We start from the raw sequence: 23,539 nt of genomic DNA on the forward strand, positions 1-23,539 counted from the left end.
GTGCGGAGGTGGGGAAGGAATAAAGTCTCCCCCCGCCACATCAGCCCATCAGGGCGCGGCAAAGCATGTGCCCCGCACCCGGTTGGGGTTGTCGCACCGCCGTGTGGCGGCTACAGCGGGGGGCCGTCCTCAGGGGCGACACTTTCGTGAACGGGGCAGGCATGTCCCGGATCTGTATGACCACCCAACGGGGACTGCGCACCGATCATGACGACTGCCAAGATCGACCTGAAACAATACATCCGTAACATCCCGGATTTTCCCAAGCCCGGGATCCTGTTCTACGATATTTCGACCCTGATGCGGAATGCGGATGCATGGCAGATCGCCATGGGGCGTCTGGCGGCGGCGGTTGCGCCGTGGGCGCCGGACATGCTGGCAGCCATCGAATCGCGCGGGTTCCTGACGGCGGCCCCGCTGGCCAGCCGCCTTGGCTGCGGGCTGGTCATGCTGCGCAAGCCCGGCAAGCTGCCGGGCAAGACGGTATCCCACAGCTATGACCTGGAATACGGATCCGATTCGCTGCATATCCAGGCGGATGCGATCCAGCCGGGACAGCGCGTGGTGGTGATGGATGACCTGCTGGCCACGGGTGGCACGCTGGTGGCGTCCGTCTCCCTGCTGCGCAAGGTGGGTGCGGATGTCGTGGGGGCTGCCACCATGATCGAACTGACCGGGCTTGGCGGGCGTGACCGGCTGGATGTGCCGGTCAGGACCCTCGTCTCCTACGACGAGTAACCGGCAACGCCGGGCGCGCGGTATGCGGCAGGCACTGTCTCGCATGCAGTCATCGGGCTGTCGGCCTGTGCGCGTGGGCGGTATGATGTACAGTGTGGATGGATTGTATCTGAACAGGGGGGCTTAACGCCGGGATGAAAGGTCTTGAGCTTTCCCTGATCCGTTTCAGCAATCAGGTCCGTGGCTTTTTCAGGCGACTGTGGCCGCCGGGCATGACCCTGCGCCAGGATCACCTGCGCTGGCTTTACGCGCCCGGCATCTTTACCTTCGGCTACGCGCTGCGGACCACCATCACCTCGCTTGTCGCGCTGGGCATTGCCCTGTGGTGGGAACTGGGCAGCCCGCAATGGGCGGCGCTGACGGTCTGGATGGTGGCGCAGGGTACGCGTGGCAAGAGTGTCGCCAAGGCGCGATGGCACCTGTTTGGCATGGTGGTTGGCACGATCTGTGCCGTGCTGCTGGTGGCGGCCTTTCCACAGGCGCCGCTCATGTTCATTCTCATGCTGGCGATCGGGATCGGCACGTTCTGCTTTATCGGGACGTTGCTGCCCGGTCCCGCGACCATGACCAATTACCGTATCCACGGCATGCGCGCGAGCGGCTTTACCTATGCCATCATCTCGCTAGACGGGATTGCCGATCCCGAACATATTTTCATGACGGCCATGGCGCGTGCGACCTATATCGTGCTGGGCATCGTGCTGGAGAGTACCGTCTCCTCCCTGTTCCAGTTCAAGTTGGAAGAACGTGCGCAGGACCGCCTGGCCGCCAATTTCCTGACCGCGATCAACGGGGCGGCCCAGACCTTGGCCGGCCTGCTGTCAGGGGATACGCAGGTCCTGAAAAAGGCGCGCGGGGTCTTTTCCAACATCACCACGCTGAGTGACCAGATCGAATTTGCTGAAGTGGAGATGGGATCCCATCGCGGGCACGAGGGCGACCATGCACGTGCCGCGCTGGCACGGGTGGCCATGCTGCTGTCGCGCGGGCTGGATCTTGCTGCCCTGATGCAGGGGCCGTGCGGGATGCCCGATGCCGCTTTCGCTGCGACCTCAAGCGAGGTGGAGGCCTTCCTCAAGGATATGGCGTCACAGATTGAATCCAGTGATGACATCCATCCCGTCCTGGCCCGCCTGGCGGCGCTGCAGGCATCGTGCCGGCAGAGCGTGGCGGATTCACTGGATGAGGAAATGGGCAGTCCCGGCAGCGCCCCCGTGGATCCGCAACTGGTGCGGATGCTGTCGCAGCAGCGCATGCTCAACTATGCGCTGGGGGAAATACTGGATGAACTGGAACAGGCACTGATCCAGTTTGACGCAAGCCGTCATCCGCTGCTGCATGACCATTTCCATTACCGGCTCAAGACCTTTCGTGACTGGCAGCAGGCCTTTACCAACAGCCTGCGCGCGTCGGTCACCATTTTCGGGTCGGGCCTGATCTGGGTCACCACGGCGTGGTCGTCGGGGCTGACGTTCATGATGTTCGTCTCGATCGTATGCAGCCTGTTCTCCACGCTGGAAAAACCGGCGCTGGCCACGCGGGCGTTCCTTGGGGGGGCGATCATTGCCTCGGTCATGGCGGGGGTGCTGGTGCTGTGGCGCCTGGCGGAACCCACCACGTATGAAATCATGGCCGTGTGCCTGTTCCTGCCCATGCTGGCGGGGGGGCTGGCCTTTGCCTATCCCGCGCTGGTGCTGGGGGCGGTTTCGTACAACCTGTTCCTGCCCATCCTTCTGGGGCCGGGCAACCAGTCGCGACTGGATGAAGTGGCGTTCTTCAATACCGCCATGCCGCTTGTGCTGGGGCTGTGGTACGCCATGTGGTCCTTCAGGCTGGTCCTGCCGTTCGATACGAACGACATGCGCTGGCAGATGCGTACCGGCATCCTGCGCGGACTGCGCTATGTCGCGCGCGCGCGCAACCTGCCAACCACGCTGTATGTGGTCGAACACAATGTGGACCGCTTTGTCCGCCTGCTGACCAATGCTGAAAATACGCCGGATACGATTATCGACGCGTACCTGCAGGGCATCCTGTCCGCCATGACGATCGGGCTGAATGTCATCCGCCTGCGTGCGATTCTGGAACGCCACATGCTGCCGCCTGAAGCCCAGCGTGTCGTAGGCGACATGATGGGGCGCATGGCGCAGTTCAGTGGACGGTACGGGGGGCATTACGGCCGCACGGCGCGATCTGCCAAATTCGCCATCGCCCACCTGCAGCAGATAGCGGGGCAGGCGGATAATCTGGGTGTGCGGCTGGAAATCGACAGTGCGTTAACCTGCCTGTACGTGATTTCCTATGAACTGGATCACAACCAGAAGTTCTTTGATGCCTCCAGCCCCTATCTTGACCCGGTCATGGCCTGAATACGCCCTGGCATGCGCATGGTGCTGTTGGACGGATTATAAAGAAGTTTTTGGTGAAGCTTTTTCAAAAAGGCGGCACCCAAAAACTTTTGCTCCTTTACCAACGGATTGTTTCGAAAAATCTCTATAAAAAAGGGACGGTACCTTCATGGTACCGTCCCTTTTTTCATGGAATGTTCCACGGCTTTCGGCTTGTAGCCCGGTTCAGTTCTTTTCCTGCTGGCGGGCTACGAAGTTTTCCAGCCAGTGGATGGTGTAATCACCCTTGCGGAACTGGGGATCTTCCAGAATCTTGCGGTGCAGCGGGATGACCGTCTTGACCCCCTCGATCACGAATTCATCCAGTGCGCGCCGCATGCGCTCGATGGCTTCAAGTCGCGTGGGAGCGCGCACGATCAGCTTGGCGATCATGCTGTCGTAATAGGGCGGCACGCGGTAGCCCGCGTAAAGCGCACTGTCGATTCGCACCCCCAGCCCCCCGGGCGGGTGATAGACGGTAATCGTACCCGGCGTGGGCATGAAGGTCTGTGGGTCTTCCGCATTGATGCGGCATTCGATCGCATGACCGGAGAACTTGATGTCCGACTGGCTGTAACCGATCGGCTCTCCCGCCGCGATGCGGATCTGTTCACGCACCAGATCCACGTCGCACACCATTTCCGTCACCGGATGTTCCACCTGCAGGCGGGTATTCATCTCGATGAAGCAGAACTGTCCGTCCTGGTACAGGAACTCCAGCGTGCCAGCGTTGCGGTAACCCAGCTTTGTCAGCGCGGATGTGGCGATCGCACCGATTTCGTCACGCTGCCTTGCCGTAAGCGCGGGTGATCCCGCTTCTTCCAGCAGTTTCTGGTGACGGCGCTGCAGCGAACAGTCACGTTCGCCATAATGCACTACGTTGCCATGCGTGTCGGCCATGATCTGCAGTTCGATATGGCGCGGCTTGTCGAGGTATTTTTCCAGATACACCTCATCATTGCCAAAGGCGGCACGGGCTTCGGTGCGGGCGACGCTCCACGCTTCCTCAAGGTCGGCCTCAGTCGGGGCGACCTTCATGCCACGCCCGCCGCCGCCAGCGGCGGCCTTGATCAGCACGGGATAGCCGACCCTTGCCGCCACTTCACGCGCCTGTTCAAGGTTTTCCAGTGCGCCGTCGGATCCGGGGACCAGCGGCACGCCCAGCGCCATCATGGTGGTCTTGGCGGTGATCTTGTCACCCATCATGCGGATATGTTCCGCCGTCGGCCCGATGAAGGTGATGCCGTGGGCTTCCACCGTTTCCGCGAAATCGGCATTTTCCGACAGGAAGCCGTAACCGGGATGGATCGCGTCCGCCCCGGTAATGGTGGCCGCCGACAGGATGGCCGCGACATTGAGGTACGAGTCGCGGCTTGCGGGCGGTCCGATGCACACGGCTTCATCCGCCAGGCGGACATACATGGCATCGGTGTCGGCCGTGGAATGCACGGCAACCGTCCGGATACCCAGTTCGCGACAGGCCCGCAGGATGCGCAGGGCGATCTCGCCACGATTGGCAATGAGGATCTTGGAAAACATTACTCTATGATGACCAGCGCTTCGCCAAATTCGACCGGGTCGCCCGACTGCACCAGAATCTTGCTCAGGGTGCCCGCGCGGGGGGCCTTGATCTGGTTGAAGGTCTTCATCGCCTCGATCAGCAGCAGCGTCTGGCCCGCGCTGACCTGCTGGCCTTCGGTGACGAACGGCGGGGAAGACGGGTCGGGCGCCAGATACGCGACACCCACCATCGGGCTGGTCACGGCGCCGGGGTGCTTGGACGGGTCCGTGGCCGCAGGGGCCACAGCGGTCACGGGCGCCACGGGAACGGGCGCGGCCACAGGCGCCGGGGCCGGCACGGCATGGGCGACCGGTGCTGCCGCGCGGACAACACGGATGCGGTTGTCCTTTTCCGCGATCTCGATTTCGGTCAGGCCGGTATCGGTCAGAATTTCAGCCAATGCCCGAATGGCATCCGCATCCACGAGCAGTCGGCTCATTGATCGTCCTCGTCCAGAATCATGTCTGTCATGGCCTGAAGCGCCAGGGCATACCCGCGTACGCCAAGCCCGCATATGACGCCAATGGCGGCGCGGGAGACGTAGGAGTGATGACGGAAGGCTTCACGGCGGTGAATATTGGAAATGTGCACCTCGATCACAGGCAGATCAACGGCAAGCAGCGCGTCAAGGATTGCGACCGAGGTATGGGAATAGGCCGCCGGGTTGATGATGATGCCGCGTGCGCGGCCCCGGCATTCCTGTATCCATGAAACAAGTTCCCCCTCCCCATTTGTCTGGCGGAAGTCGATGGCCACATCCAGGCGTTCGGCGGCCTGGACACAGACCTGTTCCACGTCATCAAGCGTGGCATGACCATAGACCTCGGGCTGCCTTAGCCCGAGCATGTTCAGGTTGGGGCCGTTCAGCACGGCAATGAGAGGGCGCTCCATGATGCACGCGCCTAGCACGCCCGCCGCCCGGTTCCAAGTCCGATCATGTCACGCGTGCCGTGCAGGCGCCTGCTGGACCGGTCCATGACGGGGATCGGCGGACCGTGTCGCTATTGATATGATATCGGTGCGCCACATGATATGATGGGGTCATGACAGGATATCCCGATCACAGACGTGGCGGCACGCGCATGGGCCGCGACAGGGCGCGGTTTGCGTTCCCGGTGATCGTGGCGTGTTTCATGCTGGCGGCATCCGGTGGCATGCAGGTGGCGTGTGCCGCGGTAAGACACGGTGCGCCCATGGGCCGGCATGGCGGCCGTGGTGGCATGCGGCGGCTGCCTGCCATGGCGCGTGTGCCCACGCACTGGAGCCAGCATGGCCTGGCCAGTTGGTACGGCAGCGGCCGGCAACTTGGTCACGCCACTGCATCGGGGGAGATGTTTGATCCCGGCGCGCTGACCGCCGCCCACCGGCAATTGCCGTTTGGTACCCGGATTCTGGTGCATTCGCGCCGGACGGGACGTTCGGTGGTGGTCAGGGTCAATGATCGCGGACCCTATCATGGCGCCCGTATCATTGACCTGTCGCTTGAGGCCGCGCGCCAGCTTGGCATGCTGGGCATGGGGACGACGCAGGTCGATCTCAGGCCCTTGATGGATGATGAGGAAGAAGTGGCCAGCATGCCGCGCTGACCAGTCCGCCCTACAGGCTCTGGTGCTTGGTCCAGCCTTCCATGGTCTTTTCAGGGGCGCAGCGCAGTTTCATCTCGATTTCAAGCCCGGCGTTCAGTTCGGCCCCCAGCAGCACGACATAGGCCGAGACATAGAACCACATCATGATGGCGATGAACGCGCCCAGCGGCCCATAGGTGGCGCTGTAGCCCGCGATATGGCTGACATAATAGGAAAAGCCCGCCGATGAGAGCAGCCACAGCAGCGTCGCCCCCACCGATCCGGGCAGGATGCAGCGCCAGTATGTATGGGGCCGGTTGGGGCCGAAGCGGTACAGCAGCGAACACAGCGACAGCACGAACAGCAGCATGAGCAGTGGCCCCCCCATGCGTACCAGCAGTTCGACCGATCCGGGTGGCGGGGCAAGGGCCAGCCGCTGCGGCAGGTAGTCCAGCAGGAACGGCAGCGCCACCATCAGGGCGAGTGTCAGGATCCCCCCGCAGATCGAACAGAACGTAAGTCCCATGCCCATGGCCTGGAAACGTACGAAGCTGCGCGTTTCGGGCGTGTTGTAGGCAACATTCATCGCCATGATCAGCGAACGCGTGGCAGCGGATGCCGACCACGTGGCGATGGTGGTCGATATGATCAGGTTGAGCGTCAGTGACGAATGCGATTCGGCCACCAGCAGGTGGATACGGTCCCCGATCATGTCATAGGCGGATGGCGGCAGCAGGTTGCGCAGCACCACCAGCTGCGGTTCCACCGTCTGTGGATCGAACAGCAGCCCGTAGAGGGAGATGAGCGTACTCATGGCGGGAAACAGGGACAGGGTGGCATAGAATGCGCATCCCGCCGCAGCCAGCGTGATCTGGTCGGATACGATGTTGCGGGCGACCTGTTGTGCCACCTTCTTGACCTGCCGCATGGAAAAATGCGGCAGGTGGGACGCAGGCGGCGGGATATCCGTCATATCGATTTCAGTGGATGAGGTACCAATCAAGGGGAACTGCGTATCCTGTCTGCTGTCACGTGGACGGACCGGGTCGGGACCGGTCATGTGTATATTGCGCCACGATCATGTGACCTTAGACGAAAAACTGTCGGAAGGGATGATTTTTCTATTGCGTCGCGGGCGTATTGTCCTCATATGCGCTGCTTACGCAACAACGCACGTGCCACTGGCCCTCTGAGGTTACGCAACGACGTCAAGCGTTCTGGCAATCGGGCCACCACAGGGTGGGGGTCCTTAATTGGTCGCTGGTCCGTTAGACCGTTTCGCAACATCTGTCCGTTTGTGCAATTCCAGAATTGTATCCATCGGGCGGCAGTACAGAAGGGATTTGGGTGCGATGACTCCCAAAATCGCTCGTTATCTGGCTGAGCAGTCTCCTGCTACGCCTTGCCTTGTCGTTGACGTTGACCGAGTGGAAGAACGCTATCGCGCACTGCGCGACGCGCTGCCGCTGGCCCGGATCTATTACGCCGTCAAGGCCAATCCCGCCCGTGAGATCCTGACCCGCCTGGTGGGTCTGGGTTCGGCATTCGACGCGGCATCATGGGAAGAGATTTCCATGTGCCTTGATGCGGGTGCGCGTCCGGCCGACGTCTCCTTTGGCAACACTGTCAAGAAGGCGTCCAACATCGCCCGCGCCTTTGCCGCTGGCGTTGACATGTTCGCCTTCGACTGCGCGGAAGAACTGGAAAAGCTGGCCCGCCATGCGCCGGGTTCGCGCGTATACTGTCGCCTGATCGTGGAAAACGAAGGCGCCGACTGGCCGCTGTCGCGCAAGTTCGGCACGACGCTGGACAATGCGCGTGACCTCATGCTGCGCGCCCGTGACCTGGGGCTGGACCCGTATGGCCTGTCCTTCCATGTCGGCAGCCAGCAGACGGCGACCGGCGCGTACGAAGCCGCTATCGCGCGCGTCGGCATGCTGTTCACGGACCTGAAGGCGGCGGGGCTGGACCTGCGCATGGTCAATCTGGGTGGCGGGTTCCCCATCCGTTACCGTGACGACGTGCCGGGCATCGACAGCTTCGCGCTGGCGATCAGCCACGCCATGACCGAGCATTTCGGCAATGATCTGCCGGAAATGATTGTCGAGCCGGGTCGTTTCATCGTTGGTGACGCGGGCGTGGTGTCATCCGAAGTGGTGCTGGTCAGCCGTCGTGGAATCGATGATGGCGTGCGCTGGGTCTATCTGGATATCGGGCGTTTCGGCGGTCTGGCCGAGACCGAGGGCGAGGCGATCCGTTATGGCATCCGCACCCCGCATGACGGGACGGCAACCGGCCCCGTTGCCATTGCGGGCCCGACCTGTGACGGCGCGGATATCATGTATGAAAAGACCCCCTATGCCCTGCCGCTGGGTCTGGACTCGGGGGACCGGATCGAACTGCTGTCCACGGGAGCATATGTCTCGACCTACTGCTCGACCGGGTTCAATGGTCTGAAGCCGATCCAGGAACATTATATCTGATATGCCATGGCCCCCTTGGGGGCGGGCAAAATACAGGGCGGCGGGACGAAGGTCTTGCCGCCCTTCGCATATCGGGGGAATACACACGGCAGTCCAACCATGCCGGAGGTATCGTTCCCGTGTCCTTTTTTCCAATGCTGCGCATGCTTGGCCTGTCCGCCATCCTGTCCGGCGCGGCAGTTGTGGCGCAGGCCAGCGCTGCGCCAGCACTGGTGCATTCCGATCCCGCGCCGGGGCAGCGGGTTGCTGCGGGCAACGTGGCCATCAGGCTGTCATTCGATACCGTGATCGACCCGTTTCGCGCCCGTCTGCTGCTGCTTGGTCCCAGTGGGGTGCCGCAACTGCTGCCTGCATCGCCCAGTGATGATGAACAGCAGTCCATTGCGACCAGCATGGCATTGACGCCGGGCCATTATGTGCTGCACTGGCGCATGCGGGCGCGGACTGGCGACCCGGTGCAGGGGACGCTGCCGTTTGACGTTGGCACTACCCCCGCAGCACCCGTTACGGCCAGATAGGCGACCCGGTCTGAAGGATTGATAAATAAGGATAAAAGTTTTTGGGTGCCGCCTTTTTTCCAAAAGGCGGCGTTCGTCGAAGCTTTTTTGAAAAAAGCTTCACCAAAAACTTTTCCTATTCCACTGCGGCGCGCAGCCCGGCCCCCGCCGCCAGCGGGCACAGGGGAATCGCCGCTGCCAGAAAGGCGCCCAGCAGTTCAAGGTCCGGCCCCCAGGACAGGCCGGTCTGTGCCGCATCCAGCGCCGCCGCGCCAAAGATCAGCGCGGGCGTGGTCAACGGCAGCACCAGCAGCGGCAGCAGCACGCCGCCCCGTCGCGCGCCCAGCACCACCGATGCCGCCATGCCCCCGATCAGCGACAGGATCAGCGTGCCCAGGAACAGCCCCGTCAGCAGCACGACCATGCTGCCTGAGGGCATGCCCAGCATGATGGCCAGCGGTCCCGCCGCCAGCAGCAGCGGCAGGCCGGTGGTCAGCCAGTGGGCCATCATTTTCGCCAGCGCGATGAGGGAGGCGGGCAGCCCGGTCATGAGCAGCTGGTCCAGTGACCCGTCCTCCAGTTCCGCACCGAACAGGCGGTCCAGCGGCAGCAGGGCCGCCAGCAGCGCGCAGACCCAGACAATGCCCGGCGCCATGCGCCGCAGCAGTTCGGGCGAGGGGCCAAGGGCCAGCGGAAACAGCGCGCCCGCAAGGATGAAGAACAGCACCGCGCCCAGCGTGTCCGCCCCATGACGCAGGGCAAGCCGCAGGTCACGTTCCAGAATGGCCATGATGAGGGAGGGAATCTGGAATTTCACAGCAGGTCGTCCTCGGGGAAATCCTCCATCGGTTGCGGGATGTCGGATTCGTTCAGGCCCGGCAGCGCCAGCGTGCGGGCATTGGGAAGGGGCAGGGGAACATGCGTGGTTGCAATCACAATTCCGCCAGCCTGCCGGTGGGCGGCAAACAGCGTGCCCAGCAGGCCCATCGTGTTGATGTCCAGCCCCAGGCTGGGTTCATCCAGCAGCCATAGCGGGGCCTGCGCCAGCAGGACGCGCGCCAGTGCCGCGCGGCGTTTCTGCCCCGCTGACAGCATGCGCGCGGGCAGATCGGCCAGCCCGGAAATATTAAGCGATTTCATGCACAAATCAGGATTCCCGCCACTGGCGCGCGCCGCCAGCGTCAGGTTTTCACGCAATGTCAGCCCCAGTTTCAGGGCGTCCTGATGACCCAGATAGGCCACCCGTCCGGCATGCTGGCTGCGATCGGCCAGCGCATCGACCCCGGACCACAGGACATGGCCGCCTTCAGGTTTGCGCAAACCCGCAAGCACACGCAGCAAGGTGGACTTGCCCGCGCCATTCGGCCCGGTCAGAAGCAGGGCGTCGCCTGCATCCAACGTAAAGCCGACACGGTCCAGAACCAGCCGTTCACCGCGGAAAACCGATATATTTTCCACTTCCAGCAGGGGACGGCCGGGGGGAGTAAAGGCAGGAATGACGCAAATCCTCCGATCGGTGGGTGATGGGGCAGGCAGGCGAAAAAAATGCCTGCTCCCGGTTTCTTGTTACCGGCTCCAGCTTGTGTCGCAACCGCGTCCGGGTATGTTCTACCCCCGTTGGGAGATCAAGCAGGTTGTCCCCGACAAGGCCGCAAATCCCGCACCTGTGGAAGTGGGGCGGGGGAAAGCGGTCATACGGGACGATCCGTTGCTGATGCCTCGGAGGAAACAAAGCCAATGAAGACGGTTGGGCACGACTCAATGAAAACGGGCCGCACACTCAATGTGGACGGCAAGACCTATCATTATTTCTCAATCCCGGAAGCTGAAAAGACGATCGGTTCCGTCAGCCGCCTGCCGGTCAGCCTGAAAGTGCTGCTGGAAAACGTGCTGCGGTTCGAGGACGGGCATTCCTATTCGGTTGAGGATGCCAAGGCCATTGCGGAATGGCTGAAGGAAGGGCGCAGCACGAAGGAAGTTCCCTTCAAGCCCGCGCGTATCCTGATGCAGGATTTCACCGGCGTTCCCGCCGTGGTCGATCTGGCCGCGATGCGCGACGGTATCCTGAAGCTGAAGGGCGACCCGCAGAAGGTGAACCCGCTGGTTCCCGTCAACCTGGTGATCGACCATTCGGTCATGGTGGACGTGGCGGGCTCGCCCGAAGCGCTGCAGGACAACGTGACCATCGAGTTCGAGCGCAATGGCGAACGCTACGCCTTCCTGCGCTGGGGCCAGGAAGCGTTCGAAAACTTCTCCGTCGTGCCGCCGGGCACCGGGATCTGCCATCAGGTGAACCTGGAATACATCGCGCAGGCGGTGTGGACGGCGAATGTGGATGGCAAGGACTATGCCTATCCCGACACCCTGTTCGGCACTGACAGCCACACCACCATGGTCAACGGCATGGGCGTGCTGGGCTGGGGCGTTGGCGGGATCGAGGCGGAAGCCGCGATGCTGGGCCAGCCGATCGCCATGCTCATCCCTGACGTGATCGGCTTCAAGCTGGTTGGCAAGCTGCCTGAGGGGGCGACCGCCACCGACCTGGTGCTGACGGTCACGCAGATGCTGCGCAAGAAGGGCGTTGTCGGCAAGTTTGTCGAATTCTTCGGCCCCGCCCTTGACCATCTGCCGGTTGCCGACCGTGCGACCATCGCCAACATGGCCCCGGAATATGGCGCGACCTGCGGCTTCTTCCCGGTTGACGACCTGACGCTGGATTACCTGCGCCAGACCGGTCGTGAGGAACACCGCATCAAGCTGACGGCGGAATACCTGAAGGCGCAGGGCATGTTCCGTCATGCCGAATCGGCGCACCCCGTGTTCACCGATACGCTGGAACTCAACCTTGAGACCATCGTGCCGTCCATTGCCGGCCCCAAGCGCCCGCAGGACCGCGTCGTGCTGAAGGGTGCGGACAAGGCGTTCGAAACCGAGCTGACCGGCAGCCTTGGCGTGCCCGAAGCCGACAAGAACAAGAAGGCCAAGGTGGCTGGCACCAATTACGAGATCGGCCATGGCGACGTGGTGATCGCGGCCATCACCTCGTGCACCAACACCTCCAACCCCGCCGTGCTGATCGCGGCTGGTCTGGTGGCGAAAAAGGCGCGTGCGCTGGGCCTGAAGCCCAAGCCGTGGGTCAAGACCTCGCTCGCACCGGGATCGCAGGTTGTGACCGACTACCTGAACCGCGCGGGCCTGCAGGCCGAACTGGACGCGATGGGCTTCAACACCGTGGGCTATGGCTGCACGACCTGTATCGGCAACTCCGGCCCGCTGGAAGATCACATCGTCGATGCGATCGAAGGCAACAAGCTGGTTGCGGTGTCGGTCCTGTCGGGTAACCGTAACTTCGAGGGCCGTATCTCGCCGAACGTGCGCGCCAACTACCTCGCCAGCCCGCCGCTGGTCGTGGCGTATTCCCTGCTGGGCACCATGCGTGAGGACATCACCACCACGCCGCTGGGTACTTCCAAGGATGGCAAGCCGGTGTACCTGAAGGACATCTGGCCCACCAACCATGAAATCGCCGCCCTGATGGGTTCCGCCATCACGCGTGAGGAGTTCATCAACCGCTACAAGCACGTAAGCCAGGGCACGAAGGAATGGCAGGCGCTGAAGGTCGCCACCGGTTCCGAGACGTACAAGTGGGATGCATCCTCCACCTACGTGCAGGACCCGCCGTACTTCCAGGACATCACGCCCGAACCCAAGCCGCGTGGCGACATCGTCGGCGCGCGCCTGCTGGCGCTGCTGGGTGACAACATCACGACCGACCACATCTCGCCCGCTGGTGCGATCAAGGAAAGCTCGCCTGCCGGCAAGTATCTTGAAGCGCATGGCGTCGCGAAGAAGGACTTCAACTCCTACGGTTCGCGTCGTGGCAATGACCGCGTGATGGTGCGTGGCACGTTTGCCAACATCCGCATCAAGAACGAGATGCTGCCCGGCACCGAAGGGGGCGTGTCCAAGCACTTCCCGGACGGCAAGGAAGGCTCCATCTACGATGTGGCGATGGAATACAAGAAGGAGGGCGTGCCCCTGGTCGTGATCGGCGGCAAGGAATACGGCATGGGCTCCTCACGCGACTGGGCGGCCAAGGGCACCCTGCTGCTGGGCGTGCGCGCCGTGGTTGCGGAAAGCTTCGAGCGTATCCACCGTTCCAACCTGGTGGGCATGGGCGTGCTGCCGCTGCTGTTTGAAGAGGGCACGACGCGCAAGACGCTGGGCCTGAAGGGTGACGAGACCTTCGAAATCCGCGGTCTGGACAAGATCACGCCGCGTATGACGATGACCATGACCATCACCCGCGCCGATGGCTCCAAGCAGGATGTTCCGCTGCTGTGCCGTGTCGATACGCTGGATGAGGTGGAGTATTTCCGCAATGGCGGTATTCTCCAGACCGTTCTGCGTGGCATGACCAAGGCCGCGTAATCATACGATCCGTCCCGGTTCCGGCCGGGATGGAATGTCAGAAGCGGCGGTCCGTATCACACGGGCCGCCGTTTTTTTATGGGCAGGGCATATATGCATATTCAGCATAGGTTGCCGGTGTTACCGTTGCATTTTACACATATCGGTGGTGTCTTTTCTCTATATTGTGCATAAATAGGATGCCGTTTAAAACCATGACTATGTAATAACATAGTTGAGGACGCTGGGGCTTCATGGATCTGCTTTCTGCCTTGCATAGCTTCGTCCGTGTGGCCGCCACGGGTTCATTCTCGGCGGTATCAAGGGAAACGGGGGCAAGCCAGCCCACCATTTCCCGGCATATTGCGTTGCTTGAAGCCCATTACGGCGCGACCTTGTTCGCCCGGACCACCCGCAGCCTGATGATGACGGAAGACGGGCGCAGCCTGCTGCCGCATGCCTATGAAGTGCTGGAAATCCTGGAAACGGCGGAAACGGCCCTTGGCCGCAGGCGGGCTTCGGTTTCGGGGCTGGTGCGTCTGGGGGTGACGACGGCGTTCGGCCTGTACCTGACCAGCCGGCTGAGCGCCCTGCTGGAGGAACATCCCGACCTGTCGGTTGAACTGGTCATGCGTGACGGATTCGGTGATCTGGTGGAAGAAGGGCTGGATCTTGCCATCCGCATCGGTTCCATTGCCGAAGGGTCGCTGATTGCCCGCAGGCTTGGCTCGGTCCATCGCTGTGTTGTGGCGTCAACCGACTACCTTGCCCGCCGTGGTACGCCCGAACACCCGCGTGACCTGCTCAATCATCCCTGTATTGCCTACAGCTATGGCGGTACCCGCCACGACTGGCAGTTTGCCCGCAAGGGCGAGGCCGAAACCACGGTCGCCGCCAGTGGTCCCTTCCGCGCCAACAGCAGCGAGGCCGTGCTGCAGGCCGTCCGTGCGGGGCTGGGGATTGGCATGCTGCCGACATTCCAGGTGGAAGAAGACATTGCGGCCGGGCGCCTGAAGCACCTGTTGCCGGAATGGACGATACCGGAACTGCCTTTTTATGCCGTCCATACAGGGCCACGTACCCTGCCACTGCGCACCCGTACCGTGCTGGATTTCCTGATCGAGATTTCGGACGTATTGCGACAGGGCTAGTTTTTTAAAAAGCTTCAGGAGTACCGCCTTTATTGAAAAAAGGCGGTGCCCAAAAAACTTCTATCTTTATCAAGAATTTGTTCTGGAATTGGTTGCCTAGTCCAGCGGGCTGCCCCGGCCGGGCTGGGATGCGGCAGGATCGTGCGCCAGACGGGCGCGCTGTTCATCGCTTGAGGCCAGCATATCGCTGTTGAACCCGTCATGCAGGACCTGCGCCCAGCCTGTCATCCATGTATTCGTACGCTTGACGAAATCGCTGGCGGCGGGTTGCTGGCCCAATGTGTCCTTGGCCCAGTAATCGGGCGTACGCAGCATCTTGGTGCTGTCGGTATTCACGGGGTTGAGGAAGATGGTCACCGTCTCGACATTGACGTTGTGGTCACCGGCAGGCGTGCTGTAACTCCACCCTGCCTTCAGCAGCACGGGCGGCAGGATGAACCCTTCTTCCCTCAGCCGGTTGGCGATGATGGCCGTGCGGTTGATCGAGGCGGGATAGACCGCCGTCGTAAACCAGCATTCCATTGATGGCGGGTGGGCGGTCAGGACACGGGACATGTAGTTCCGGTCGTCATGGCAGCTGGAATCAATGGACGTAATGGCCGTTTCCGGCACGGGCTGGGTACTGCCTTCCGCCCCGATCATGCCGGTGACGACATGACCTTCCACACGAATCAGCACATTTTCCAGCACTTCCCCATGCGGGCCGTTGATAATGTTCATGACCGGGTGCCATGTGCCCTCGGGCAACGGCAGGATGCGACCTGCAAACGGGATCGCCTTGGTCAGCCGGTCGGTGATCGGCATCATGGTGATGACCCCGTCCTCCCCATTGCCGTCCCCGCCGCCTTCACCCTTGGCCGGGGCGTCATGCATGCCCAGCCGGTTATGAATGCTGGAGGACAGCGCCGACAGCCGGGGAATCAGGCGCATAAGATAGGCCGGCGGGAAGATCAGCGTCAGCACCGTGAACGGCAGGATCATGTACAGGCAGAACCGCCATGCTGGCGCCCGATGCCATAAGCGCGAAAAAGCAGACATTCAGCAATCCAAGGCGCGGGCCACGCGGCCCGGTCGAGGCCGGAAACAGGATACCATGCGCATGGATCAGTAACTGATCGGCGCGCGCTGGGCGTCGCGGTCGGCATCCGCGATTTCGGCCACCACGCCATCTTCACTGGAGACGATGCGCACCAGTTTCGCCCCCTGCTGGCGGGCGGTGATGAGCGAGTCGCTGATCATGTCCTCAATGGATCGCGCCAGGTCACGCGCACTGGCGGCAGGCCCCATGCGATCCTGCCGGCGCATGACTTCAAACAGCAGGGCGGGGTCAATGCCGCCGGTTTCGACCTTCAGGCCATAGCTGTCGATCATGGCTTCGATCTCAAGCGCCGAGACACGCGCGATGTCGAGTCCTTCCAGCGGACGGAAGATGAAGATACGGTCCAGACGGTTCAGTACTTCCGGTGCGAAACCGGCCTGGCGCAGGGCTTCGACCGATTCGGCGCGCATCTTGTCGGGTTCATCCACCAGCCTGTCCGCGATTTCGGTCAGCGCTTCGGTGGCGATGTTGGATGTCAGCATGAAGATGCAGCGCACGGTGGAAATCTGCTGCCCGGTGGAGGCCTCGGTCACATGGCCATCGTTCCACGCGGTCAGGAATTTCTTGAAAACGTCGGGATGCGCCTTCTCGATTTCATCCAGCAGCACCACCGCGTCGGGCTTTTCCTTCAGCCCGCCGGTCAGCTTGCCGTATGTGTCCGATCCCACATAGCCCTTGGGGGAGCCGAACAGCTGGGTTGCGGCGTGGGGGGAACTCATCTGCGTCATGTCAAAATTCAGCAGGGGACGGTCAAGCTGGCGCGCAAGCTGCTTGGACAGGTAGGTCTTGCCCGTGCCCGGGGGGCCTGCCAGCAGGAAAATCCCCACCGGCTTGCCCCGCACCTGCAGCGCCAGACGGCGGCGCAGCTGGGTCGCCACGTCCTCGCACACCTGGTCCTGACCGATCACGCGGGCACGCAGGCTTGCGGCCAGTTCCTCCGCGTCGATCACGGTTTCTTTCTGTTCGCGCGCCAGCATTTCCTCCAGCGCGCTGCGATTGGTCAGCCTGGCGAGTACGTCCATTATCCATCCCCGTCTGCGTCGGATCCCCTTGCGGGCCAGTTTTTCGGCCCGGTTCTCGAACCACAGCCCGGTCAGCGCCAGCAGGGCGCTGGCCGCTGCCACGACCGGATAGGCCGGGGCACACCATTCCATGAAATGCCGCAGGCTGGCGAGCGAAAGATGCAACGCCATCGCGGCCTGAAAGCTGCCCAACACCAGGAAAATGACCATGATGAGGGGTACCAGCCGCTCCATCAGCGCGGGATAGAGCGGTTTCATTGTACGACTACCCCGATCACGATTTCGGTGTCACGCGTCAGTACGGGCAGTGCCGTGGGGCCGGGCACGAATACCGCCCCCGCATGAATGCCGGTCGGCCCCGGGTCCCCCGCCGCGGTGATGGACACGTTGCCTGCCACGCGGATGGGCAGGATGACGCTTTTGGGTCGCGGCCCCAGATGCACGGTCTGCACCAGTCCCAGCGACTGCACGTTCACCACCGCGTTGCCGCCTGCCATGTCATACATGGGCATGTCGGCCAGAATGATGTCGCGGCGCTTCAGCGCGGCCAGGATTTCGGCCTGCTGCTGTATGGAATAGGAGGTCTGGCGCAGCATTTCCGCCGCCCGGTCGGGGGAGATCATGGGCATCTGGCCCATCATGTCCGGCTGGTTCTGGACCGGGGCGTTCAGCATGAGATGCGTGCCGTCGCTGGTGCCACCACCACCGGCCTCGGCCGCGACGGGGGGTGTCTGGCTGCCGCTGCCGCCTTCACGCGCGGCCATGAAGCCGCCCGTGCCCAGGCCGCCGCCCGCGACAACGGCCGCGATCAGCCCCACCACAACCAGCCTGCGGCTGGATGAGCGTTCACTGCGTTCCCGTGCGGGTTCCGGCGGTGAGTTCAAGGGCGTCATGCGTGCATAATGTGGGTCTGTGACGGGATATGGCAAGACGTTAAGATGCAGGAAATGTAACGTTCAGCCACAGATATAGTTCTTGCGGTTACGGTGGGCGTGACCTATGTTACGGGCAATTCCTTCATCTCTGGTTTTTTCTTTGGGGGGTGGCCGCAGGGCTGCCTTTTTTGCATTGGACGCTGATCTGCCATTCCTGACGGGCCTTGATGCCCGTATTGCCGAAATGATCGCGCCCGCGCTGGCCGACATGGGCTTCGACCTTGTGCGCGTGGCGGTGCTGGGGCGCGAATCCCCCACGGTGCAGATCATGGCGGACCGTGCGGATGGCACGCTCATCGCCATCGAGGACTGCGAACAGATCAGCCATGCGGTGGGTGCGATACTGGATGTCGAGGACCCGCTGCCGGGCGCCTGGACGCTGGAGATTTCGTCTGCCGGGATCGACCGTCCCCTGACGCGCGCCAAGGACTGGGACCGTTTCGCGGGCCACCTTGCCCGCGCCGAGATGAACATGCCCATTGATGGCCGCAAGCGCTTTGCCGGTATCGTGCTGGGTGCGCGTGACGGCCATGGGTTGATGCGGCTGGATGACGGGACCGAGGTCGCACTGCCTTTTGCCGAAATGCGCAAGGCGCGGCTGGTCCTGACCGATGAACTGATCGAGGCGAGCGCCCGGATGATGAAGCCGGATGCCGCCAGCGACGAAAACGGGCCGGGGGACGAAACTGCCCCGGCCGGAACGCAGAAGGCCCCTGGCAAGCCCGACCGCAAGCCGGCGCGCAAGGCCAACTGAACGATGTTGTGGAGACACTGATGGATACGTCCGTTGCCCGTCCCGAACTGCTGCTGGTTGCCGATGCCGTAGCGCGGGAAAAGTCGATCGACCGTGAAGAAGTGCTGGAAGCGATGGAGCAGGCCATCCAGAAGGCCGGCCGCGCGAAATACGGCCATGAAAAGGATATCCGCGCCACCATCGACCGCAAGACGGGCGATGTCAGGCTGTCGCGCTGGACCGAAGCGGTCGAGGCAGTGGAAAACGAGGAAACCCAGATCCCGCTGTACATCGCGCGCAAGTTCAAGCCCGAGATCCAGCTGGGTGAATACCTGATCGACCCGTTGCCGCCCATCGACTTCGGACGCATCGCGGCGCAGACGGCAAAGCAGGTCATTGTCCAGCGCGTGCGCGAATATGAACGCCGCCGCCAGTTCAATGACTTCAAGGACCGCGTGGGCGAGATCGTCAACGGTACCGTCAAGCGCACGGAATACGGCAACCTGCTGGTCGAGATCGGCGATGCCGAGGCCCTGCTGCGCCGTGATGAACTGATCCCGCGCGAAAGCTTCCGCAATTCCGACCGTGTGCGCGCCTACATCTATGATGTGCGTGACGAGCCGCGCGGCCCGCAGATCTTCCTGTCCCGCACGCATCCGGCCTTCCTGGCCAAGCTGTTCGCGCAGGAAGTGCCCGAGATCTATGATGGCATCATCGAGATCAAGGCCGTGGCCCGCGACCCCGGCTCGCGCGCGAAAATGGCTGTCATTTCCCGCGATGCATCGATCGATCCGGTCGGTGCCTGCGTGGGTGTGCGTGGCCGCCGCGTTCAGGAAGTCGTGAAGGAACTGCAGGGCGAAAAGATCGATATCATTCCGTGGAGCCCGCAGGCCGCGACCTTTGTCGTCAACGCCCTGGCCCCGGCAGAAGTCAGCAAGGTGGTGATGGATGAGGAAGCGGGCCGGGTCGAGGTCGTTGTTCCCGATGACCAGCTCAGCCTTGCCATCGGGCGGCGTGGGCAGAATGTCCGCCTTGCCAGCCAGCTGACGCGCTGGGACATCGACATCCTGACCGAAGCTGAGGAATCGGAGCGCCGTCAGGAAGAATTCCGCCGCCGCAGCAACCTGTTTGTCGAGGCGCTGGACGTTGATGACGTCATTGCGGGCCTGCTGGTGACCGAAGGGTTCCATTCCATCGAGGAACTGGCTTTTGCCGACTCCGAGGAACTGGCCAACATCGAAGGCTTTGACGAAGACGTGGCCAGTGAACTGGTCCGCCGCGCCGAAGGCTACCTTGCGGGTCAGGAAGAAGAACTGGATAACAAGCGCCGGGCGCTGGGTGTTACCGATGACATCGCGGCACTGGGCGTGTTCACCAACCAGATGCTGGTGACGCTGGGTGAAAAAGGCGTGAAGACGCTTGATGACCTGGCCGATCTGGCCGGTGATGAACTGGTTGAAATCCTCGGCAGCGATGCCATTGATGAGGATGCGGCCAATGAAATCATCATGGCGGCGCGTGCGCACTGGTTTGATGAAGACGACAAGGCCGGCGAGCAGGAGACGTCCGACGTCTGAGCAGGAATATCTGACCGCGGAAGACGCGGGCGACATGGAACATGAAGAGCGCGGTCCGCTGCGCCGCTGTGCCGTCACCCGCGTCCGGTTGCCGAAGGAGGAAATGATCAGATTTGTCATTTCCCCCGACCGAGTCGTGATCCCTGATCTTTCCGCACGTCTGCCCGGACGGGGAATTTGGTTGAGCGCGCGTGCGGATGTGTTAGAAACAGCACGCACACGTGGCGCATTCGCTCGCGCGGCACGGGGAAGGGTTGTTATTCACCCTGACCTGACCCATCTTGTTGAAGACGGGTTGCTGCGGCGCATGATGGATGTCGCGGGACTGGCACGGCGGGCCGGACAGATTGTCTGTGGTTTCGCCAAGGTGCGTGAGTGGGTTGTGGGCGGTCGGGCCGGTCTGGTTATCCAGGCAGCCGATGGCAGCCCCGACGAGAGGAAGAGAGTTTTGTCTGGTGCACGGGACCTTCCGGTTACGGTTGTTCCTACGGCATCGGGTCTGGGTGCGGCATTTGGCCGCGACCATGTTGTTCATGCGGCGATGCTGCATGGTGAACTGGCGCGCCGATTCCGGATCGAGAGTGAACGTTTTGCGGGTTTGTCCGGCAGGGCCAGCCCGAATTCGGCGGAGTGTTCCGCCGGACGGTGTGAACAGGCGGGTACATGAGCGAAGGCAACGATCAGGATCAGGGTAAGGGACGCTTGTCCCTGCGGCCGGCGGGCCGTAGGGAAGTCGGACGGACGGTGGATGCCGGTTCCGTGCGACAGAGCTTCAGCCATGGTCGTTCAAAGGTGGTTCAGGTCGAGGTGCGCAAGAAGCGCGGGGCCGGGGCCGCAGGTAACGGATCGGGGCCGGCTGGCGGTCGCGCCGGGGGACGGGGTGGTCGCGCGCTGACGGCAGCCGAGCTGGCAACCCGCCAGCGCGTGCTGGACGAACAGCGCCGCGCCGCCATCCAGCGCGAAAAGGATGCGCGCGAGCAGGAAAAGATCACGATCCTTTCCGCCGCGGAAGAAGCCCGTCGCCAGGAAGAGGAAAATGCCCGCCGTGCCGAAGAAGAGGCACGTGCAAAGGCAGATGCGGCAGCTGAGGCCGAGGCCCGTAAACAGGAAGCCCGCAGTGCCGCGGCACAGGGCAAGCCCGAACCGGTCGAGTCCACCGAGCCGGAAGGCCCGGTTGTCTCTTCCGTGCCAATTCCCGGCGAGGTCACGCTGGCGCCGCCGATGCAGCGCCTGCGTCCGCTGGCCGAACGGGCGATCATGCCGGCACAGCCGCTGCGCCCGGCGCGTCCGGCAGGTGCTGGCAACGCTGCAGGTGGCGCCGGACGTACCGCCGCTGGTGCGGGGGAAACGCTGCGCCTGCGCAGCGGTCGTGCGGATGGGGGCGAGGAAGAACGTCGTCCCAGCCGCCGTCCCGGCAACGCCGCACCCGGCCGCCGCCCCTCGGGCGGTGCGAAGAAGAACAATGACAGCCGTCGCGCCGGCCGCATTGACGTGCAGGCCGCGATCGAAGGGGATGACGACAAGACCCGTTCGCTCGCATCCGTTCGCCGCCAGCGTGAGCGTGAACGCCGCCAGGCCGAACTGGAACGCCTGCGTTCCGATCAGGTCCGTGTGGTGCGTGACGTGGTCCTGCCTGAAACCATCACGGTGCAGGAACTCGCCAACCGTATGGCCGCCCGTCAGGGTGAGGTCATCAAGGCGCTGATGAAAATGGGCGTCATGGCGACGGTTACACAGTCGCTTGATGCCGATACCGCTGAACTGGTGGTACAGGAATTCGGCCACCGCGTGCGCCGCGTATCCGACAGCGATGTTGAAATCGGCATCGAAGGAATCGAGGACAAGGCCGAGGATCTCAAGCCGCGTCCGCCGGTGGTGACCGTCATGGGGCATGTCGATCACGGCAAGACCTCGCTACTTGACGCCCTGCGCACCACCGATGTCGCCAATGGCGAAGCTGGTGGCATCACGCAGCATATCGGTGCGTATCAGGTTACACTGGCGTCGGGTGCGAAGATCACCTTCATCGATACGCCGGGCCATGAAGCCTTTACGGCCATGCGTGCCCGTGGCGCATCGGTGACCGATGTGGTGGTGCTGGTGGTTGCGGCGGATGACGGTGTGATGCCGCAGACGATCGAAGCCATCAAGCATGCCAAGGCGGCCGATGCCCCGATCATCGTGGCGATCAACAAGTGCGACAAGCCGGGTGCGAACCCCGACCGGGTGCGTCAGGAACTGCTGAACCACGAAATCGTGGTGGAAAGCATGGGTGGCGACACGCAGGATGTCGAGGTCTCGGCGCTCAAGCGCACCGGGCTGGACAAGCTTGAGGAAGCAATCCTGCTGCAGGCCGAAATCCTTGACCTGAAGGCCAATCCGGATCGCGTTGCCGAAGGTTCGGTGATCGAAAGCCGCCTTGACCGTGGTCGTGGCCCGGTTGCGACCGTGCTGGTCCAGAAGGGCACGCTGCGCCGCACCGATATCGTGGTGGCCGGTGCTGAATGGGGCCGCGTCCGCGCCATGATCGATGACCGTAATCGCCAGTTGGGTGAAGCCGGTCCGTCCATGCCGGTTGAAATCCTGGGTATTACCGGGGTGCCGGGTGCGGGTGAACCGTTCGTTGTGGTGGAAAACGAGAACCGCGCACGCGAAATCTCGGAATTCCGTCAGCGTGTGATCAAGGAACGCATGGCAGCAGGCCAGACCGCCGCACGTGGCACACTGGACCAGATGCTGGCCCGTATCCAGGCCGGTGCGCAGAAGGAAGTCGCCGTCCTGATCAAGGCAGATGTGCAGGGTTCGGCGGAAGCGCTGGAAGCCACGGTGCAGAAGCTGGAGCATGAGGAAGTCAAGATCCGCGTGCTGAATGCGACTGTCGGCCAGATCACCGAAAGTGATGTGCAGCTGGCCAAGGCGTCCGGTGCCGTCATCATCGCCTTCAATGTCCGCGCCACGGCGCAGGCGCGTGAACTGGCGCAGCGTGAAGGTGTGGATATCCGCTACTACTCCATCATCTATCAGGTTGCTGATGATGTGGAGCAGCTGGTCCGTGGCAAGATCGCGCCCAAGCATCGCGAGAAGTTCCTGGGTTACGCCGAAATCCGCAAGGTTTTCGAAATTACCAAGGTGGGCAAGGTCGCTGGCTGTTACGTGACCGAAGGCGTGGTCAAGCGTGGCTGTGGCGTGCGTCTGCTGCGTGACAACGTCGTGATCCATGAAGGCGAGCTGAGCCAGCTCAAGCGCTTCAAGGATGACGTCAAGGAAGTGGCGCGCGGTTACGAGTGCGGCCTGTCCTTTGCCGGATATAATGACCTGCGCGAGGGTGACGTGGTCGAATGTTATGAAATGGAACTCGTCCCGGCATGAGCCGTAATTCAT

General features: G+C 62.6%; 20 protein-coding genes. 11 read left to right on the forward strand and 9 right to left on the reverse strand.

Annotated features, from left to right (window positions below; all coding sequences use genetic code 11):
* Positions 1-207: 207 nt before the first annotated feature.
* Positions 208-738 carry an adenine phosphoribosyltransferase gene (locus F1542_RS11680; RefSeq protein WP_176642901.1) on the forward strand — a complete coding sequence of 177 codons (531 nt, stop codon included), beginning with the start codon at positions 208-210 and terminating at the stop codon, positions 736-738.
* 134 nt (positions 739-872) lie between these two features.
* Positions 873-3,107, forward strand: a complete 2,235-nt coding sequence (locus F1542_RS11685) for an FUSC family protein (protein ID WP_193733195.1) — start codon at positions 873-875, stop codon at positions 3,105-3,107.
* 204 nt (positions 3,108-3,311) lie between these two features.
* On the opposite strand, the gene accC is transcribed toward F1542_RS11685, so the two are convergent.
* From accC to aroQ, 3 genes are read right to left on the reverse strand one after another with little or no spacing between them, the layout of a single operon-like run.
* Positions 3,312-4,664 (reverse strand): acetyl-CoA carboxylase biotin carboxylase subunit, encoded by a 1,353-nt coding sequence (gene accC / locus F1542_RS11690; protein ID WP_193733196.1) that lies wholly within the window; start codon positions 4,662-4,664, stop codon positions 3,312-3,314.
* On the reverse strand, positions 4,664-5,125 hold the full coding sequence (accB, locus tag F1542_RS11695; RefSeq protein ID WP_193733197.1) for an acetyl-CoA carboxylase biotin carboxyl carrier protein: 462 nt from the start codon (positions 5,123-5,125) through the stop codon (positions 4,664-4,666). The genes accC and accB overlap by 1 nt, the downstream gene beginning before the upstream one ends.
* Complete coding sequence (gene aroQ / locus F1542_RS11700; protein WP_010514708.1) at positions 5,122-5,577, reverse strand: type II 3-dehydroquinate dehydratase; 456 nt, start codon at positions 5,575-5,577, stop codon at positions 5,122-5,124. The genes accB and aroQ overlap by 4 nt, the downstream gene beginning before the upstream one ends.
* A gap of 152 nt (positions 5,578-5,729) precedes the next feature.
* On the opposite strand from aroQ, the gene F1542_RS11705 reads away from it, so the two are divergent.
* The gene (locus tag F1542_RS11705; protein ID WP_193733198.1) at positions 5,730-6,272 is read left to right on the forward strand and encodes a septal ring lytic transglycosylase RlpA family protein; all 543 of its coding nucleotides are present in this window, start codon (positions 5,730-5,732) and stop codon (positions 6,270-6,272) included.
* A 10-nt stretch (positions 6,273-6,282) separates the two neighbouring features.
* On the opposite strand, the gene F1542_RS11710 is transcribed toward F1542_RS11705, so the two are convergent.
* A complete protein-coding gene (locus tag F1542_RS11710) occupies positions 6,283-7,311 on the reverse strand; it encodes a YihY/virulence factor BrkB family protein (protein ID WP_193733199.1) in 1,029 nt (342 codons plus the stop codon).
* A gap of 292 nt (positions 7,312-7,603) precedes the next feature.
* Between F1542_RS11710 and F1542_RS11715 the strand changes: the two genes are divergently transcribed.
* The gene (locus F1542_RS11715) at positions 7,604-8,734 is read left to right on the forward strand and encodes a type III PLP-dependent enzyme (protein WP_193733200.1); all 1,131 of its coding nucleotides are present in this window, start codon (positions 7,604-7,606) and stop codon (positions 8,732-8,734) included.
* 119 nt (positions 8,735-8,853) lie between these two features.
* Positions 8,854-9,252, forward strand: a complete 399-nt coding sequence (locus F1542_RS11720; protein WP_346011913.1) for a copper resistance CopC family protein — start codon at positions 8,854-8,856, stop codon at positions 9,250-9,252.
* 115 nt (positions 9,253-9,367) lie between these two features.
* On the opposite strand, the gene ccmB is transcribed toward F1542_RS11720, so the two are convergent.
* Positions 9,368-10,021: a heme exporter protein CcmB gene (ccmB, locus tag F1542_RS11725; protein WP_039734178.1), complete on the reverse strand. Its 654-nt coding sequence runs from the start codon at positions 10,019-10,021 to the stop codon at positions 9,368-9,370.
* A gap of 23 nt (positions 10,022-10,044) precedes the next feature.
* On the reverse strand, positions 10,045-10,689 hold the full coding sequence (gene ccmA, locus F1542_RS11730; protein ID WP_193557700.1) for a heme ABC exporter ATP-binding protein CcmA: 645 nt from the start codon (positions 10,687-10,689) through the stop codon (positions 10,045-10,047).
* Positions 10,690-10,968: 279 nt separating this feature from the next.
* Between ccmA and acnA the strand changes: the two genes are divergently transcribed.
* Both acnA and F1542_RS11740 read left to right on the forward strand, forming a co-directional pair.
* Positions 10,969-13,662: an aconitate hydratase AcnA gene (gene acnA, locus F1542_RS11735; protein WP_193733201.1), complete on the forward strand. Its 2,694-nt coding sequence runs from the start codon at positions 10,969-10,971 to the stop codon at positions 13,660-13,662.
* A 233-nt stretch (positions 13,663-13,895) separates the two neighbouring features.
* Positions 13,896-14,792, forward strand: a complete 897-nt coding sequence (locus tag F1542_RS11740) for a LysR family transcriptional regulator (protein ID WP_193733202.1) — start codon at positions 13,896-13,898, stop codon at positions 14,790-14,792.
* Between the two features lie 96 nt (positions 14,793-14,888).
* On the opposite strand, the gene F1542_RS11745 is transcribed toward F1542_RS11740, so the two are convergent.
* The 3 genes from F1542_RS11745 to F1542_RS11755 form a co-directional block, all read right to left on the reverse strand.
* Entirely contained in the window at positions 14,889-15,830 is a 942-nt protein-coding gene (locus F1542_RS11745) for a hypothetical protein (protein ID WP_227672694.1), read from the reverse strand.
* Positions 15,831-15,896: 66 nt separating this feature from the next.
* Entirely contained in the window at positions 15,897-17,171 is a 1,275-nt protein-coding gene (locus tag F1542_RS11750; protein ID WP_193733203.1) for an AAA family ATPase, read from the reverse strand.
* A complete protein-coding gene (locus F1542_RS11755) occupies positions 17,168-17,797 on the reverse strand; it encodes a hypothetical protein (RefSeq protein ID WP_193733204.1) in 630 nt (209 codons plus the stop codon). Before F1542_RS11755 ends, F1542_RS11750 begins: the two co-directional genes overlap by 4 nt.
* A 184-nt stretch (positions 17,798-17,981) precedes the next feature.
* Here F1542_RS11755 and rimP point away from each other — a divergent pair, with 184 nt between their 5' ends.
* Genes rimP through infB form a run of 4 tightly spaced genes read left to right on the forward strand, consistent with a single transcriptional unit; the run spans position 17,982 to position 23,527 of the window.
* Positions 17,982-18,602: a ribosome maturation factor RimP gene (gene rimP / locus F1542_RS11760; RefSeq protein ID WP_193733205.1), complete on the forward strand. Its 621-nt coding sequence runs from the start codon at positions 17,982-17,984 to the stop codon at positions 18,600-18,602.
* A gap of 20 nt (positions 18,603-18,622) precedes the next feature.
* Positions 18,623-20,158 (forward strand): transcription termination factor NusA, encoded by a 1,536-nt coding sequence (nusA, locus tag F1542_RS11765; protein ID WP_193733206.1) that lies wholly within the window; start codon positions 18,623-18,625, stop codon positions 20,156-20,158.
* The gene (locus tag F1542_RS11770) at positions 20,115-20,825 is read left to right on the forward strand and encodes an RNA-binding protein (RefSeq protein WP_193733207.1); all 711 of its coding nucleotides are present in this window, start codon (positions 20,115-20,117) and stop codon (positions 20,823-20,825) included. The genes nusA and F1542_RS11770 overlap by 44 nt, the downstream gene beginning before the upstream one ends.
* Positions 20,822-23,527, forward strand: coding sequence for a translation initiation factor IF-2 (gene infB, locus F1542_RS11775; protein WP_193733208.1), 2,706 nt, complete (start codon positions 20,822-20,824; stop codon positions 23,525-23,527). The genes F1542_RS11770 and infB overlap by 4 nt, the downstream gene beginning before the upstream one ends.
* Positions 23,528-23,539: the final 12 nt, after the last annotated feature.

The organism is Komagataeibacter sp. FXV3 (genome assembly GCF_015155755.1).
Taxonomy (GTDB): domain Bacteria; phylum Pseudomonadota; class Alphaproteobacteria; order Acetobacterales; family Acetobacteraceae; genus Komagataeibacter.

Excerpts from the sequence above, each read along its gene's own strand:
- F1542_RS11705 (WP_193733198.1), top strand. The coding sequence starts at position 5,730 with ATGACAGGATATCCCGATCACAGACGTGGCGGCACGCGCATGGGCCGC.
- F1542_RS11750 (WP_193733203.1), bottom strand. The coding sequence starts at position 17,171 with ATGAAACCGCTCTATCCCGCGCTGATGGAGCGGCTGGTACCCCTCATC.
- ccmB (WP_039734178.1), bottom strand. The coding sequence starts at position 10,021 with ATGGCCATTCTGGAACGTGACCTGCGGCTTGCCCTGCGTCATGGGGCG.
- F1542_RS11745 (WP_227672694.1), bottom strand. The coding sequence starts at position 15,830 with ATGTCTGCTTTTTCGCGCTTATGGCATCGGGCGCCAGCATGGCGGTTC.
- F1542_RS11710 (WP_193733199.1), bottom strand. The coding sequence starts at position 7,311 with ATGACCGGTCCCGACCCGGTCCGTCCACGTGACAGCAGACAGGATACG.
- accB (WP_193733197.1), bottom strand. The coding sequence starts at position 5,125 with ATGAGCCGACTGCTCGTGGATGCGGATGCCATTCGGGCATTGGCTGAA.
- F1542_RS11680 (WP_176642901.1), top strand. The coding sequence starts at position 208 with ATGACGACTGCCAAGATCGACCTGAAACAATACATCCGTAACATCCCG.
- accC (WP_193733196.1), bottom strand. The coding sequence starts at position 4,664 with ATGTTTTCCAAGATCCTCATTGCCAATCGTGGCGAGATCGCCCTGCGC.
- F1542_RS11740 (WP_193733202.1), top strand. The coding sequence starts at position 13,896 with ATGGATCTGCTTTCTGCCTTGCATAGCTTCGTCCGTGTGGCCGCCACG.
- F1542_RS11770 (WP_193733207.1), top strand. The coding sequence starts at position 20,115 with ATGAAGACGACAAGGCCGGCGAGCAGGAGACGTCCGACGTCTGAGCAG.
- F1542_RS11685 (WP_193733195.1), top strand. The coding sequence starts at position 873 with ATGAAAGGTCTTGAGCTTTCCCTGATCCGTTTCAGCAATCAGGTCCGT.
- F1542_RS11715 (WP_193733200.1), top strand. The coding sequence starts at position 7,604 with ATGACTCCCAAAATCGCTCGTTATCTGGCTGAGCAGTCTCCTGCTACG.
- acnA (WP_193733201.1), top strand. The coding sequence starts at position 10,969 with ATGAAGACGGTTGGGCACGACTCAATGAAAACGGGCCGCACACTCAAT.
- infB (WP_193733208.1), top strand. The coding sequence starts at position 20,822 with ATGAGCGAAGGCAACGATCAGGATCAGGGTAAGGGACGCTTGTCCCTG.
- aroQ (WP_010514708.1), bottom strand. The coding sequence starts at position 5,577 with ATGGAGCGCCCTCTCATTGCCGTGCTGAACGGCCCCAACCTGAACATG.
- nusA (WP_193733206.1), top strand. The coding sequence starts at position 18,623 with ATGGATACGTCCGTTGCCCGTCCCGAACTGCTGCTGGTTGCCGATGCC.